The sequence below is a fragment of the Jeongeupia naejangsanensis genome (assembly GCF_016865585.1).
In the GTDB taxonomy this organism is placed as follows: domain Bacteria; phylum Pseudomonadota; class Gammaproteobacteria; order Burkholderiales; family Chitinibacteraceae; genus Jeongeupia; species Jeongeupia naejangsanensis.
Window position 1 is genome coordinate 370,616 of sequence record NZ_JAESND010000002.1, and the last position, 14,265, is coordinate 384,880.

A 14,265-nucleotide genomic window follows, 5' to 3' on the forward strand; every position below is an offset into this window, starting at 1 on the left:
TCCTGACTGGCGTTTTCTGTTGCGCCATCCTGCCCATTTCATCGCGCTCGGCTTCGGCAGCGGTCTGGCCCGTCAGGCCCCGGGTACGTGGGGGACGCTGGCCGGGTTGCCCTGTTATGCGCTGCTGCTGTTCTGGCTGACACCGGTCCAGATTGCCTGGTTTTGCCTGCCGGTGTTCGCGCTGGGGGTGTGGGCGGCCGACGTCACGGGCAAGGCGCTCGGGGTGCACGACCACGGCGGTATCGTGATCGATGAAATCGTCGCAATCTGGCTGGTACTGACGATTGTTCCGCATTCCGGCAGCGGCTGGCTGGCTGCGTTTGCCGTGTTCCGGTTTTTCGACATTCTCAAGCCCTGGCCGATCCGGGCGCTCGATGCCCATGTCCCCGGTGGCTTCGGCGTGATGTTCGATGATCTGGTTGCCGCTTTGTACGCCATCGCCGTCTTGCTGGGCCTCATGCACTTCTGGCCGAGCCTGCTGCGGTACTGAATCGTTTGGCCCCATGCATGCAGCGAAAAAAAAAGCGCCCTCGAAAGGGCGCATTTTTTTGGGGCTGAGCCGGTTTAACGCAGCTGGCCGAGCAGGGCAGACAGCAGCTTGTTGCGCGTGTCGGCATCGACGGCTGCACCGTCCTTGCCGGTCACGGTCAGCGTCGTCTGGTTGACGCCTTCCTGCAGCCGGACTTCGTAGTCCTTCGGTACCGGCGTCTTGTTGCCCTTGTCGTCCTTCTGCCAGAAGGCCAGCGACGAGAAGAAGCTGTTGCTCTCTTCCTTGCCGATGTCCTCGGCTGCACGGTGGACGTAGTACACGCCCTTGCTGCGGTCGCGGTCGGCAACGACGAAGCCGATGCGGTCCAGCGCCAGACCGACGCGGCGCCATGCGCGATCAAAGTTGTCGTTGATCTTCAGCGAGGTGGCGTCGTCGCTCAGCGATGCAAAGACCGGGGTGTTGACCGGTTTCTTCACGACGGTCACTGCCTGCTCTTCGGTCATGCCGAAGCGTTGCAGCATCAGTGCCAGCATTTCGGCTTCGAGTTCCGGGTCGGCCTTGCGCGGCACCCAGATCGTCTTGTTGTCCGAGGTGTTGCTGCCAAGGCGGCTGGTGTCGGTGTCGCCGGTGTCCTTGTAGACCTCCTGCATGCCGCGATGCGAGAGGTAAATCTCGGTCGTGCCCGGCTGGGCGCCTGCTTCGACACGGGTACGGAATTTGTCGAGCTCACCGGTCGAGATGAAGCTGTCCGCAACCTTGCGCAGCAGCTTGGTGACCCAGTCTGCCGGCAGGTTGGCGCGGTTTTCCAGCCAGTCGGTTTCCATGATGCCCAGTTGCGGATTGTCGATCTTCAGCAGGAAGCCGTTGTCGAGCCAGAACTGGTGGATCTCGGGCCAGAGTTTCTTCGGGTCACCCTTGACCACCAGCCAGCGCTGTCCGCCGGCTTCGACCATCTTGGCCTTGCTGCTGTCGTTCAGGATGACTTCGCCGCCGACGGCCTTGACGCCGACCGCAGGCGCCGAGGCGTTGGTGGCGGCCGGCTGGCCGCTCAGTGCCGAGGCGCTGTTGCCACGTTCCGGAATGGTGTAGCCGGTACCGGCGCTCGGTGCGGTCAGGTCCGGCGGGACTTCCAGCGTATTGTTCGACATGTTGTCGCTACCCGAACGGTAGTCGACCTTGCGTTGCAGCATCAGCTGATCGCTCGAGCAGCCGGCGAGGCTGATGGCGATGGCGATCGGGATCAGGCGGAAAAGCGGTTTCATCAGGTTCTTCGCTAAGGTTGGACGCGGCTCAGAGCGCGCCGGCAGCTTGCATGGCTTGACGGACCGTGGCATGAGCGCCCTCGGACAGTCGGGTCAGCGGAAGGCGGATGCCGGTCGGGATCAGCCCCATCTGTTCGAGTGCCCATTTCACCGGAATCGGGTTGGCTTCGACGAACAGTTGCTTGTGTAGACCCTGCAGTTGGTTGTTGAGTTCGCGCGCACCGGCAATGTCGCCTGCACGTGCGGCTTTGCACATTTGCGCCATGATGCGGGGGGCGACATTGGCCGTGACCGAGATCACGCCATGGCCACCTTGCAGGATGAAGGCGAGGGTCGAGCCGTCATCACCGCTGAGAATGGCGAAGCCTTTCGGCGCACGCCGGATCAGGTCGGCAGCGCGCTCCTGATCGGCAGTCGCATCCTTGACGCCAACGATGCCGGGAATTTCGGCGAGCCGCAGCACGGTGTCGTTGGACATGTCGGTGATGGTCCGGCCCGGCACGTTGTACAGCAGGGTCGGCAAGCCGCTTTCCTCGGCGATGGCGCGGAAATGCAGGTACAGGCCTTCCTGGGTCGGCTTGTTGTAGTAAGGAACAACCGACAGGCCAAAGTCGGCGCCGACTTCCTTGGCGCGTTTGGACAGGTGGATGGCTTCGCGGGTCGAGTTGGCGCCGGTGCCGGCAATCACCGGGACGCGGCCTGCGGCTTGCTCGACGACAACGCGGATGATTTCGATATGTTCTTCGACACTGACGGTCGGCGATTCGCCGGTCGTGCCGACGGCGACGAGGCCGTTGGTGCCTTCGGCGATATGCCAGTCGACGAGCTTGCGCAAGCTCGCAAAATCGAGGCTGCCGTCTTCAAACATCGGGGTGGCCAGTGCCACCAAACTACCTGTCAACATGCCCGTTTACCCGTTCTGGTCATTAAACGATCAGCCGGCATTCTAACCGGTGCTGGCGCGGGCGGGAACCCGCAAATGGGTCATTTACGCCGCCCGCCAAGCCGCCTGATCAGCCACGCGCCGAGGTCGTCGAGCCAGGTGAACACGACCGGGACGACGATCAGCGTCAGCAGCGTCGACGTGATGACGCCGCCGATGATCGCATGCGCCATCGGTGCACGCTGTTCCGAGCCTTCACCCAAGGCAAATGCCAGCGGCAACATGCCGACGATCATCGCCGCCGTTGTCATCAGGATCGGCCGCAGCCGCACGCGTCCCGCTTCGGCAATGGCGTCAACGCGGGCCATGCCTTCGCGGCGAAGATGGTTGACGAAATCGACGAGAAGAATGGCGTTCTTCGTTACCAGACCCATCAGCATGATCACGCCGATGATCGAGAAAATGTTCAGCGTGCTTCGCCACATAAGCAGCGCCAGCAGCACGCCGACGAGCGACAGCGGCAGCGAGGTCATGATCGCGAAGGGCTGCAGGAAGTGGCCGAACTGCGAGGCAAGGATCATGTAGATGAAAATGATGCCGAGCAGCAGTGCCGCCACCGCGTAGCCGGCCGACTCCTGCATGCTCTTGGTGTCGCCGCCGGCGACGAAGCGGTAGCCGGGCGGCAGCTTGAATTCGGCTTGCAGCTTGTCGATGTCACGCTGGACTTCGCCAGTGGTGCGGCCGGCGACGTTGGCGGTGATGTTGGCCTCGCGGAACAGGTTGCGCCGGTTGATCTGTACCGGGCTTTCGGCGGATTTGACCGTGGCGATTTCAGTCAGAGGCACGAGAATCGGCAGTCCGTTGCCATCGCGCAGCGTGCTGGTGAAATAGATGCTTTCGAGGCTGGCGCGGTTGGCGCGCTCGGCGGCGGCGAGGCGGACATTGACGTCGTAGCTCTCGCCATCGGGCGCCAGCCAGGTGCCGCTTTCCTCGCCGGCGATCAGCGGACGCAATGCATTGCCGACCTGGGTCAGATCGAGGCCAAGGCTGGCGGCGCGATCGCGGTTGATGTCGATATCGAGCGCCGGGCGTGCGGCCTTCATGCTCGATTCGACGTCGACGAGACCCGGAATGGCGTTCAATCGTTGCGTGAACTCGCGGCTGAGCGTACCAAGCCGAACCAGATCGGTGCCCTGAAGCGAAATCTGGATGGCCTTGCCTTCGGGGCCACCACCACCCAGCGGCATCAGCGAGCGGATCGACACGCCGGCAATCGTGGTGATCCGGGCGCGGAACGCCGTGATCAGCTCGTTCTGGCTGCGGTGGCGGGTTTTCTTCGGCGTCAGCATGATCACCATGCGCGCACTGTTTTTGCCCTGTGCGCCGCCGGTGTTGATCGCGGTATACGTCTCGCGGACTTCCGGGAAGGTTTTGAGGGCGGCTTCGATCTGCCGGGTTTTGGCGGTCGTGTAGTCGAGCGACGAGCCGACCGGTGTTTCGAACTGCAGCGACACCTTGGACAGATCGGGCTTGGGGACGAATTCCGCACCGATGAAGCGCGCCAGCATGAAGGCGGCGACGAGGCTGGCAACGGCAATGCCGATCACCGCAAGCCGGTGCGCCAGACTCCAGCGGATCAGCGCGCTGTAGCGCGTCGCCAGCCAGTCCATCCCGTTTTCGAAGGCGTCGAGCAGCTTGCCGAGCGGGCGTTTGCCGCCATGGACGTGCGGGTCGGCCCAGATCGACGACAGCATCGGGTCGAGCGTGAACGAGACGAACATCGAGATCAGCACCGCCGCGCAGACGGTCAGGCCGAACTGGTGGAAGAACTTGCCGATGATGCCGCCCATGAAGCCGACCGGCAGGAAGACCGCGACGATGGTCGATGTCGTTGCCAGTACGGCGAGCCCGATTTCGCGCGTGCCGTCGATGGCTGCGTTGTAATGGTCCTTGCCGAGTGCCGCATGGCGGACGATGTTCTCGCGCACGACGATGGCATCGTCGATCAGCAACCCGATGCACAGGGACAGCGCCATCATCGTCATCACGTTGATCGTGAAGCCGGCAATATAGAGCGCGAAAAAGGTGCCGATCAGCGCCACCGGCAGCGTCAGGCCGGTGATGACCGTGCTGCGCCATGAGCCGAGGAAGACGAAGACGATAGCGATCGTCAGCAGAGCGCCTTCGATCATCGTCGTCTTGACGTCGGCCAGCGAGGCGCGGATGCCTTCGGCGTTGTCGCTGAGGACGGACAGCTGAATGCCTTCGCCGGCGTATTCCTTGTTGAGCTTGTCCATCTCGGCGCGGATCCGGTCGCTGACTTCGACCGTATTGGCGCCGTTGACCTTCTTGATGTCGATCGAGATGGCGCGCTGGCCGTTGACCAGCGCCAGACTGTCCTCCTCGGCCTGGCCGTCACGGACGGTAGCAATGTCGCCGAGGTAAGCCGGTGCGCCGTTGCGCCAGGCAACGATGATCTTGGCGAATTCGGCCGGCGTTGTCAGTCGGCCCTTGATCTGTACGACTTCTTCGCGACCGCGCGACTGGATCGTGCCAACGGGGACTTCGGCGTTCTGCGCCCGCAGTGCGCTCATGACGTCGTTGACGCCGACTTTCAGCTCGGCCAGTTTTTCCGGCCGCAGCACGACTTCGATCTGTCGCGAGATCGCGCCGACCAGTTCGGCCTGGCCGACCCCCTGGATGGTCTCGAAACGCTTTTTGAAGACCTGCTGGGCCCGGCTGGTCAGTTCCCGCGGGCTGAGCCGGTCCGAGCGCAGGACCAGCGAGGCGATGGGCAGGTCGTCCGGACTGTAGCGGCTGATCGTCGGTGTCTTGACCTCGTCGCGGAAGCCGGGCGTGACGGCGGCGACTTTCTCGCGCACATCCTGAACGGCAGCCTCGGGGTCGACCGAGAGATCGAACTGGGCAACGACGACCGACAAGCCCTGGTACGAGAACGAAAACAGCTCGTCGAGGCCGTTGACGGTGTTGAGCGACTCCTCGATTTTCCTGGTGACGTCCGACTCGACGATTTCGGGCGATGCGCCGGGATACGAGGTGCTGACGACGACGACCGGAAACTTGACGTCCGGCAGCTCTTCAACCGGCAGGCGCTTGATCGAGAACAGCCCCAGTACCAGTAGCGACAACATCATCATTGTCGCGAATACGGGGTTCTGGATGCTGATACGGGTGAACCACATCGGCGGGCTCCTGGTCCTGCTCGAGTCGCTGCTTCGCGCTCGGAAAGACGTTTATCTGGATGGCTGCGCGGCGGGCAGCTTGACCTGGGTGCCCGCGCTGAGCGAGACGTTGCTTGCCAGTACGATGGCGCCGGGCTTGATGCCTCCGGTGATTTCGATCCGGGCGCGCGCTTCGTCCCTGGCTCCGGTTGTTACGACCTTGCGGACCAGTTTGCCGGACTCGATGGCAAGCACGTATTGCTCGCCGTTTTCGTCGCGTACTGCGGGTAGTGGGAGGTTCGCTACACGGGCATGCGTGGCAATCTCGATCAAACCTTGTGCGAAAAGCCCGCTGCGCAAGGCCTCGTGCTGCTGATCGATGCGGATGTAGACCGGCACTGCTTTGGAGGTTTCGCTGACGCTGGGGTTGATGCGCGCAATATGGCCGCTGAACCGGTCGGGGAAGCCGTCGATGGTGAAGCGGACCTGCTGGTCGGGTGCGATTTCGCCGATGCGGCGTGCCGGTACGTTGGCGACGAGCTCCAGACTGCCCAGATCGACCACGGTCAGCAGCTTGCCGTTGATGCCGACATGCTGGCCCGGATCGACAAAACGATCGGCCACCATGCCGTCGAATGGCGCGGCGATGACGGCCTTGGCCAGTGCCTGCTGTGCGAGGCCGAGCTGTGCCTCGGCGGCCCGGGTGTCGGCGATGGCCGATTGAAGCTGGTTCTGCGTGGTGTCGAACGCGTTCTTTGAAATGAAGTTCTGCTTCAGCAAGTCCTGATTGCGCTCGCTCAGTTTCCGGTTGTAAGCCAGCAAGTCTCGGCTTTTGGCGAGCTGGGCTTGCGCGACGGCGAACTGGCGCTGGAGGTCGTTGGCGTCGAGGCGGGCCAGAACCTGACCGCGACGGACGTGCTGGCCGGGGCGGACGTCGACCGAGGAGACCTGGCCTTCCACTTGCGCGGTGATCGTTGTTTGCTGCTCTGCCTGCAGGGTGCCGGTGATGGCCAGCGTATGCGTGACATCCCCCTGCGTGACACGGACGATGTCTTCGGGCGCCAGCTCGACGGCTGCGCTCTTGTTTGCCACAGTGGGCGTTGTGGCGGGGCGATGCGTGTTGGCCGCGATGAGTACACCTGCGCCGATGACGGCCAGTACGGCAATCAGGAGCGTGCGGGGGCGGAGTTTCATCGGCCTGAATCCTGGGTGAACGGGGCAGCGCCGCATTCTAATCGTTCTGCGGCCTGCTCAGCCAGACGGTTCACCGCTGCAGGCGTCAGCCGACGGTTTGATCGACCAGTTCGGAAACGGGGCTGGTGCTGTTGTTCGGGTCGAGTATCTGTTCGACCAGCGCCTGTTGCCTCGCAGCGCCGAGGTGCTGGGCGCTGTTGCGGACGAACTTGTCGATCAGGTGCGGACGGGCCTCGGCGCGACGCAGCCGGTGGCCGAGCGGGAATTCAACCGTGGCGGCAATATCGGGGCTGCCGTCGTTGAAGCGGATGCGGATGCCGTTGGCAATGCTGCGTCGCTGCGGGTCGAGATAGTCCCGGCTCCATTGCGGGTGTTCGGCTGTGGAGATCCTCGCGCGCAAGCGTTCGATGCGCGGATCGTTACCGACGTCGTCCTCGTAATCGGCCGCGGTCAGGTTCCCGCGCAGCAGGGCCACTGCGGTCATGTATTGCAGGCAGTGATCCCGTGCTGCCGGATTGGTCAGCGGCCCGTCACGGGCGATGATGCGCAGCGCTGCTTCGGTGGTGCTGATGTCGATGTGGTCGATGCAGTCGAACCGGCCGATCAATTGCGGGTGCAGCTCGATCGCGGCTTCGACGGCGGTCTGGCCGTGAAATTCGGCAGGGTGCGCAACCTTGAACAGAATGTGTTCCATGACGTAGCTGCCGAGGGGCTGGGCAAGGACGACGCTCTGGCCCCGGAAGAGTGTGTCCTGAAATCCCCAGATCGGCGTGGTGATCGAGGTCGGGTAGCCCAGCTCGCCCTTGTGCGTCAGCAGCGCCAGCCAGACCGCGCGACTGGCTGCATCGCCGGCCGCCCACGATTTCCGTGGTCCGGCATTCGGTGCGTGCCGGTAAACACGCAGTGGCGTGCCATCGAGCCAGGCGTGGGATACCGCGTTGATCACGTCGTCGCGGCTGCCGCCGAGCATCCGCATGACCACGGCGCAGCTGGCAACCTTGACCAGCAACACGTGATCGAGCCCGACGCGGTTGAAGGCGTTGCCCAGTGCGAGCACACCCTGGATTTCATAGCTCTGGATCATCGCGTTCAGCAATTGCCCGAGCGTGACCACGTGGCCGTTGCGGCAGCGCCAGTCGGCAATTGCAAGGAGCGCGCCCAGATTGTCGGATGGATGGGCCCACTCCGCCGCCAGCCAGGTGTCGTTGTAGTCGAGCCAGCGGATCAGTGTGGTGGCATCAAAAGCCGCCTTGACCGGGTCGAGCAGTTCGCCGCTACCGATGACGCGCGCGCCCTTGGGGACACGGGTACCCGGGAGCGTGGGGCCCAGCAGGCGGGTGCAGGCAGGGTGGTCGAGCGCGGCAACCGCGCAGCCGATGCTGTCGAGCAGGCAGAGCCGTGCGGTTGCGATGGCCTCCTCGCTGGGTTCGAACGGCTGGCAGACATAGTCGGCGATGGTCTGCAGGATGGCGTCGGCATGGCTCGATGGTAAGGTCATGCACTGCGCTCCTCGATGGCCGGGACGTGGCGTTCGTCCGGGCCGGTGTAGACGGCAGTGGGGCGAATGATCTTGCCGCTGCCACGCTGCTCGATCGCATGTGCGGCCCAGCCTGCGGTACGGGCAATGACGAAAAGTGGCGTAAACAGCGCGGTGGGGATGCCGAGCATGTGATAGGCCGGTGCTGCGTACCAGTCCAGATTGGGGAACAGCCCTTTTTCACGCAGCATGACGGATTCGAGACGCTCTGCGATTTCGAACAGGCGCGGGTTGCCACCGGTCTGGCCGAGTCGCTGGGCGATGGTCTTGATGACCGCACTGCGCGGGTCGACGCGGGTATAAACCGGATGGCCGAAGCCGATGACGACTTCGTGCTCGCCAAGCCGGCGGACGATGTCGTTTTCCGCCTGATCCGCCGTGTCGTAGCGGGCGATGACGTCCATCGCAACCTCGTTGGCGCCGCCGTGCTTGGGCCCCTTGAGGGCGCCGATACCGGCGCAGATGCAGCTGTACAGATCGGCGCCGGTGCTGGCGACTACGCGGTTGGCGAAAGTCGATGCGTTGAATTCGTGCTCCGCATACAGGATCAACGACTGATCCAGTGCCCGGATGTGCTCGGGCGAGGCGGGTTGTCCCCGCAGCAGGTGAAGAAACTGACCGGCGATGCTGGCATCGCTGGTGGCGGTGTCGATGCGCCGACCGTGGTGACTGAAGTGATACCAGTACAGCAGGAGTGAAGGCAGTGCCGCAAGCAGGCGATCAGCGATGTCGCGGGCGCCCGCCGTACCGTGTTCGTCCTTTTCCGGCAGGACGCAGCCGAGCGTTGAAACACCGCTGCGCAAGGCGTCCATCGGGTGGGTTGCGGCAGGGATGTGCTCGAGCGTGACGAGTACTTCGTGAGGGAGCCCGCGGGCCTCGACCAGTCGTTGCCGGTATTGCGAAAGCGCAGCTTCGTCCGGGAGTCGGCCATGGATCAGCAGATGGCCGACTTCCTCGAAAGCACAGCCTTGCGCCAACTCAAGAATCGGGTAGCCCCGGTAGTGTAAGTTGTCACCATTCCGCCCGACGGTGCATATGGCCGTCTCGCCCGCTGCAATGCCGGAGAGCGCAACTGACTTCTTTGGCGGGGGCGAAGACGGGGCTTCCATGGTCGTGCTCCGGGCTGCGTGAATGGAGGGCAGCGGCGCGCCAAAATCAGTGTGTGGAATTCATCCGTGTATTCATCAGGATAGGAGATTTCCCCTGTCGAATAAGTCGGGATGGATTGCCAGAGTCCGGTTACAAATGGAAAAATCGGCCGCGCCTAGCCAGAAGTACTAATTTATTTACGTTAGCCTTTGGTTCTCATGTCATTTTATTTGACATGAAGTCAGACAAGAGGCGGAATGGGCAAGGCAAGCGGGCAGAAAAAAGCCCGGGGAAGTAGTAAACACTGTAGTTGATGCCGTTTTCGTCAGATAACGGGATTGTCTAGGTGAAGTGGGGTCACTCGGTGGCGTCCTGCTGTGAACGCGATAAAGGGGGTAGGGTGTGAACGTTCTAGGGTATTTACAGAAAATCGGCCGCGCGCTGATGGTGCCGGTGGCAACGCTGCCGGCTGCCGCGATCCTGATGGGTATCGGTTATTGGATCGACCCGACGGGTTGGGGTGGCAACAGTGCGGTTGCCGCCTTCCTGATTACGGCTGGCGCCGCGATCATCGACAACATGCCGATCCTGTTTGCGGTCGGTGTGGCTTACGGCATGTCCAAGGACAAGGACGGCGCTGCTGCGCTGGCCGGTCTGGTCGGCTTCTACGTGCTGACCAAACTGTGTTCTCCGGGCGCAGTTGCGATGATCCAGGGGATCGACCCCAAGGCCGTTCCGGCAGCCTTTGGCAAGATCAACAACCAGTTCGTCGGTATCCTGACAGGTGTGATCACCGCTGAGCTCTACAACCGCTTCAGCCATGTCGAACTGCACAAGGCGCTGGCGTTCTTCAGCGGCAAGCGTCTGGTTCCGATCGTGACATCGTTCGTGATGATTTTTGTTGCATTCGCAATGATGATCATCTGGCCGGTGATCTATGACGGCCTCGTCCATTTCGGTGAGACGATCCAGGGTATGGGCAGCGTCGGCGCCGGTATTTATGCGTTCTTCAACCGCCTGCTGATTCCGGTCGGTCTGCATCACGCGCTGAACTCGGTGTTCTGGTTCGACGTCGCCGGCATCAACGACATCCCGAACTTCCTCGGTGGCGCGAAGTCGCTGGCTGAAGGCAAGGCCGTGCTCGGTATCACTGGCCGTTATCAGGCCGGTTTCTTCCCGATCATGATGTTCGGTCTGCCGGGCGCTGCTCTGGCGATCTACCACGCTGCCAAGCCGGCGAACAAGGCGCGCGTTGCGTCGCTGATGATTGCCGCTGCATTCGCTGCGTTCTTCACCGGTGTGACCGAGCCGCTCGAATTCTCGTTCATGTTCGTTGCGCCGCCGCTGTACCTGCTGCACGCATTCCTGACCGGTATTTCGGTGTACATCGCTGCTTCGATGCAGTGGATTGCCGGTTTCGGTTTCAGTGCCGGTCTGGTCGACATGGTGCTGTCGTCGCGTAACCCGCTGGCCCGTGACTGGTACATGCTGATCGCGCAAGGCATCGTGTTCTTCGTGATCTACTACGTGACCTTCCGTGCCGCAATCGGTGCCTTCAACCTGAAGACCCCGGGCCGCGAAGACGACGAAGTCGGCGGTGACGCTGCTGCTCCCGCTGCTGCGCCGGTTGCGTCGGACAACGCGTCGCTGGCAGCCGGTTACCTGCAGGCCATCGGCGGTAACGCCAACCTCGCATCGATCGACGCATGCATCACCCGTCTGCGTCTGGGCGTGAAGGATTCGGCGCTGGTGGACGAAGCTGCGGCGAAGCGTCTGGGTGCGTCGGGTGTGGTTCGCCTGAACAAGGAAAACGTCCAGATCATCATCGGACCGAAGGCCGAACTGGTGGCTGACGCGATGCGTGGCCTGAAAGGCGGCGTTGCTGCTGCGCCGGTGGCTGCTGCCGCAGTTGCCGCGCCGGTTGCCGCTGCTGCTGCGCCGAAGGCTGCCGCTGGTGATCTGGTACTGGTGTCGCCGATTACCGGTGATGTCGTGCCGCTGGAAGAAGTGCCGGATCCGGCGTTTGCCAGCAAGGCTGTGGGTGAGGGTGTTGCGGTTCGTCCGACGGGCAAGCTCGTTGTTGCGCCGGTGGCGGGTACGATCGTCAAGATCTTCAACAGCAACCACGCGTTTGCGTTGCTGGCCGACAACGGTGCCGAGCTGATCGTGCATATCGGTGTCGATACCGTGAAACTGGGTGGTCAGGGCTTCAAGCGTCTGGCCGAGCAGGGTGCGCGTGTCAACGCAGGCGATCCGGTGCTGGAACTCGATCTGGCTTATCTCGAGCAGAATGCCCAGTCGGTCATCAGCCCGGTGATCGTCAGCAACGTCGACCAGTTCGCTGGTGTCGCCAACGTTGCGACCGGTTCGGTTGTTGCCGGTCAGACCAAGCTGTACACGCTGAAAGCCAAGTAAGCGGTTGCTGCCACCTTCGGGTGGCACAATAAAAAAACCCCGGTTCAGGCCGGGGTTTTTTTATTGCTGTCGGCCTGGTTGAGGCGGATGCGTACAAGCTCTGAACGAAAAAAACGGACCGCAAGGCCCGTTTTTGTGGTGAAGCGGATCAGCCCAGCAGGTGCTTGATCGCGTCACGCTCTTCCGACAGCTCCTTCGCGGTCGCGTCCATGCGGGCGCGGCTGAATTCGCTGATTTCCAGACCTTCGACGATGGTGTACTTGCCATCCTTGCAGGTGACCGGGTAGCCGTAGATCAGGTCGCTGTAGCCGTACTCGCCGTTGGCCGGTACGCCCATGGTGACCCAGTCGCCTTCCGGCGTGCCCAGCACCCAGTTGCGGATGTGGTCGATGGCGGCGTTGGCAGCCGAAGCAGCGGACGACAGGCCGCGCGCCTTGATGATCGCCGCGCCGCGCTGTTGCACGGTCGGGATGAACTCGCCTTCGAGCCATTTCTGGTCGTTGATCAGGCTGGCAGCGTTCTGGCCCTTCACTTCGGCGTGGAAGATGTCCGGGTACTGGGTGGCCGAGTGGTTGCCCCAGATGATCATCTTCTTGACGTCGGTGACCGCGTTGCCGGTCTTCTGGCCGATTTGTGTCAGTGCGCGGTTGTGGTCGAGGCGCATCATCGCGGTGAAGTTGGCCGGGTTCAGGTCCGGTGCGTTCTTCATGGCGATGTAGGCGTTGGTGTTGGCCGGGTTGCCGACCACGAGCACCTTCACGTCACGGCTGGCGACTTCGTTCAGTGCACGACCTTGCGTGGTGAAGATGGCGCCGTTGGCTTCGAGCAGGTCCTTGCGTTCCATGCCCGGGCCGCGCGGACGTGCGCCAACCAGCAGGGCGATGTCGGCGTCCTTGAAGGCAACCTTCGGATCGTCGCTCTGGATGATGCCTTGCAGCAGCGGGAATGCACAGTCGTCCAGTTCCATGACGACGCCGTTCAGCGCCGGCAGGCTGGGGGTGATGTCCAGCAGTTGCAGGATGACCGGCTGATCCGGGCCGAGCATGGCGCCGGAAGCAATGCGGAACAGCAGGCTGTAGCCGATCTGGCCGGCTGCGCCGGTTACGGCAACGCGTACGGGTTTTTTCATTGGTTCACTCCGAAACTCGGCGGTTGTCCGCCGTTTACTGACTACGGCAATGCATCACAAAACGGCATTGCGTACATGAAAAGGGGTCTGCCCAAAGCCGGGCCAGTTTATCACGCGATCTCAGGCTGTGTGCAGGCTGCGGCTTTCTGGCCGACAAAACGTCGCTTATCTGTTGTCTTATATAAGACTGTAGTAGACTCCCTGGCGACAACATGATAAAAAGCGTTCCACATACTTATGCGCAAGCTCACAGTTCAACCCCTCTACCGGCAAGTAATGCGAGAAGTGCTGACCTCGGTCGAGGCGGGCGCTTGGCGCGAGGACGAGGCGTTGCCGAGTGAAATCGAGCTGGGCGAGCGTTTCGGCGTCAGCCAAGGCACGGTCCGCAAGGCGCTTGATGCGCTGGTGGCCGATGGCTTGCTGTACCGGCGGCAAGGGGTGGGTACCTTTGTCGAGGGCGTGAACGATTTTCTCGCGCGCGGGCGCTTCACCGGCCTGTCGGGCGAAGGTGCCGAGGTGCCGAGGTTCGAATTGCTGGGTTGCGTGAAGATCCATGCCGGCGAGCAACTGGCCGAAATTCTCGGTCTTCGCCGCGGCGCGGCGCTGTGGCAGATCCGGCGGCATGTACGTGTAGCCGGCGAGCTGGTCGGGATCGAGGAAATGCTGCTGCCGGAGGCGGGTTTTCCGGAGCTGGATGTGCGGCGCATCCGCGAGTTGCGGGGCGATGTGCGCGAGTTGTGCTGGCGGGATTTTGGCGTTCGTCTGAAAGACGCCGAAGTGCGATACAAGGCCATGCCTGCATCGCAGGCCGAAGCAAGGCTGCTGCACTGCGAGTTGAACGAAGCGCTGCTGCAGGTGGTGCGACTGGCGAAGGATTACGAAGGCCGGCCGCAGATGTGGAGCGTGGTGTGGATGAAGACCGAACGCTGGGCGTTCGAACCACCGGCCCTGCTGCAGGCGTGAGGCTGTACGGTTTTGGGAAGGGTCGGGAAAGCCGCAGTGTGCGCCCGGTCCGGGTTTGACAGAATGTCGTCTGCCGTTACGGCGGCGGTTTTATACAAGGTGCTGGCGAAAGCCGGCTTCA

10 protein-coding genes are annotated in these 14,265 nt (G+C 62.7%); 3 read left to right on the forward strand and 7 right to left on the reverse strand.

Annotated features, from left to right (window positions below):
• Nucleotides 1-19: 19 nt before the first annotated feature.
• On the forward strand, nucleotides 20-490 hold the full coding sequence (locus tag JMJ54_RS06935) for a phosphatidylglycerophosphatase A family protein (protein WP_308437983.1): 471 nt from the start codon (nucleotides 20-22) through the stop codon (nucleotides 488-490).
• A gap of 74 nt (nucleotides 491-564) precedes the next feature.
• Here JMJ54_RS06935 and bamC read toward each other — a convergent pair whose 3' ends face one another.
• The 6 genes from bamC to prpC all read right to left on the reverse strand — a co-directional run bounded on the left by bamC (nucleotide 565) and on the right by prpC (nucleotide 9,657).
• Complete coding sequence (gene bamC / locus JMJ54_RS06940) at nucleotides 565-1,752, reverse strand: NlpB/DapX family lipoprotein (protein ID WP_203537214.1); 1,188 nt, start codon at nucleotides 1,750-1,752, stop codon at nucleotides 565-567.
• A 28-nt stretch (nucleotides 1,753-1,780) separates the two neighbouring features.
• On the reverse strand, nucleotides 1,781-2,656 hold the full coding sequence (dapA, locus tag JMJ54_RS06945; protein WP_203537215.1) for a 4-hydroxy-tetrahydrodipicolinate synthase: 876 nt from the start codon (nucleotides 2,654-2,656) through the stop codon (nucleotides 1,781-1,783).
• 80 nt (nucleotides 2,657-2,736) lie between these two features.
• Nucleotides 2,737-5,838, reverse strand: a complete 3,102-nt coding sequence (locus tag JMJ54_RS06950; RefSeq protein ID WP_203537216.1) for an efflux RND transporter permease subunit — start codon at nucleotides 5,836-5,838, stop codon at nucleotides 2,737-2,739.
• Nucleotides 5,839-5,889: 51 nt separating this feature from the next.
• The gene (locus JMJ54_RS06955; protein ID WP_203537217.1) at nucleotides 5,890-7,011 is read right to left on the reverse strand and encodes an efflux RND transporter periplasmic adaptor subunit; all 1,122 of its coding nucleotides are present in this window, start codon (nucleotides 7,009-7,011) and stop codon (nucleotides 5,890-5,892) included.
• 85 nt (nucleotides 7,012-7,096) lie between these two features.
• Nucleotides 7,097-8,509, reverse strand: coding sequence for a bifunctional 2-methylcitrate dehydratase/aconitate hydratase (locus tag JMJ54_RS06960; protein WP_203537218.1), 1,413 nt, complete (start codon nucleotides 8,507-8,509; stop codon nucleotides 7,097-7,099).
• The gene (gene prpC, locus JMJ54_RS06965; RefSeq protein WP_203537219.1) at nucleotides 8,506-9,657 is read right to left on the reverse strand and encodes a bifunctional 2-methylcitrate synthase/citrate synthase; all 1,152 of its coding nucleotides are present in this window, start codon (nucleotides 9,655-9,657) and stop codon (nucleotides 8,506-8,508) included. The genes JMJ54_RS06960 and prpC overlap by 4 nt, the downstream gene beginning before the upstream one ends.
• 382 nt (nucleotides 9,658-10,039) lie before the next feature.
• On the opposite strand from prpC, the gene nagE reads away from it, so the two are divergent.
• On the forward strand, nucleotides 10,040-12,052 hold the full coding sequence (nagE, locus tag JMJ54_RS06970; RefSeq protein WP_203537220.1) for an N-acetylglucosamine-specific PTS transporter subunit IIBC: 2,013 nt from the start codon (nucleotides 10,040-10,042) through the stop codon (nucleotides 12,050-12,052).
• 148 nt (nucleotides 12,053-12,200) lie between these two features.
• Here the strand turns inward: nagE and JMJ54_RS06975 are convergent, their stop codons facing one another.
• Complete coding sequence (locus JMJ54_RS06975; RefSeq protein ID WP_203537221.1) at nucleotides 12,201-13,181, reverse strand: malate dehydrogenase; 981 nt, start codon at nucleotides 13,179-13,181, stop codon at nucleotides 12,201-12,203.
• Between the two features lie 237 nt (nucleotides 13,182-13,418).
• Here JMJ54_RS06975 and JMJ54_RS06980 point away from each other — a divergent pair, with 237 nt between their 5' ends.
• Nucleotides 13,419-14,144, forward strand: a complete 726-nt coding sequence (locus tag JMJ54_RS06980) for a GntR family transcriptional regulator (RefSeq protein ID WP_275411068.1) — start codon at nucleotides 13,419-13,421, stop codon at nucleotides 14,142-14,144.
• Nucleotides 14,145-14,265: the final 121 nt, after the last annotated feature.

What these genes read in the sequence shown, in the direction of transcription:
- JMJ54_RS06980 (WP_275411068.1), top strand. Translation starts at nt 13,419, where the DNA reads ATGCGCAAGCTCACAGTTCAACCCCTCTACCGGCAAGTAATGCGAGAA.
- dapA (WP_203537215.1), bottom strand. Translation starts at nt 2,656, where the DNA reads ATGTTGACAGGTAGTTTGGTGGCACTGGCCACCCCGATGTTTGAAGAC.
- JMJ54_RS06975 (WP_203537221.1), bottom strand. Translation starts at nt 13,181, where the DNA reads ATGAAAAAACCCGTACGCGTTGCCGTAACCGGCGCAGCCGGCCAGATC.
- JMJ54_RS06955 (WP_203537217.1), bottom strand. Translation starts at nt 7,011, where the DNA reads ATGAAACTCCGCCCCCGCACGCTCCTGATTGCCGTACTGGCCGTCATC.
- JMJ54_RS06950 (WP_203537216.1), bottom strand. Translation starts at nt 5,838, where the DNA reads ATGTGGTTCACCCGTATCAGCATCCAGAACCCCGTATTCGCGACAATG.
- prpC (WP_203537219.1), bottom strand. Translation starts at nt 9,657, where the DNA reads ATGGAAGCCCCGTCTTCGCCCCCGCCAAAGAAGTCAGTTGCGCTCTCC.
- bamC (WP_203537214.1), bottom strand. Translation starts at nt 1,752, where the DNA reads ATGAAACCGCTTTTCCGCCTGATCCCGATCGCCATCGCCATCAGCCTC.
- JMJ54_RS06960 (WP_203537218.1), bottom strand. Translation starts at nt 8,509, where the DNA reads ATGACCTTACCATCGAGCCATGCCGACGCCATCCTGCAGACCATCGCC.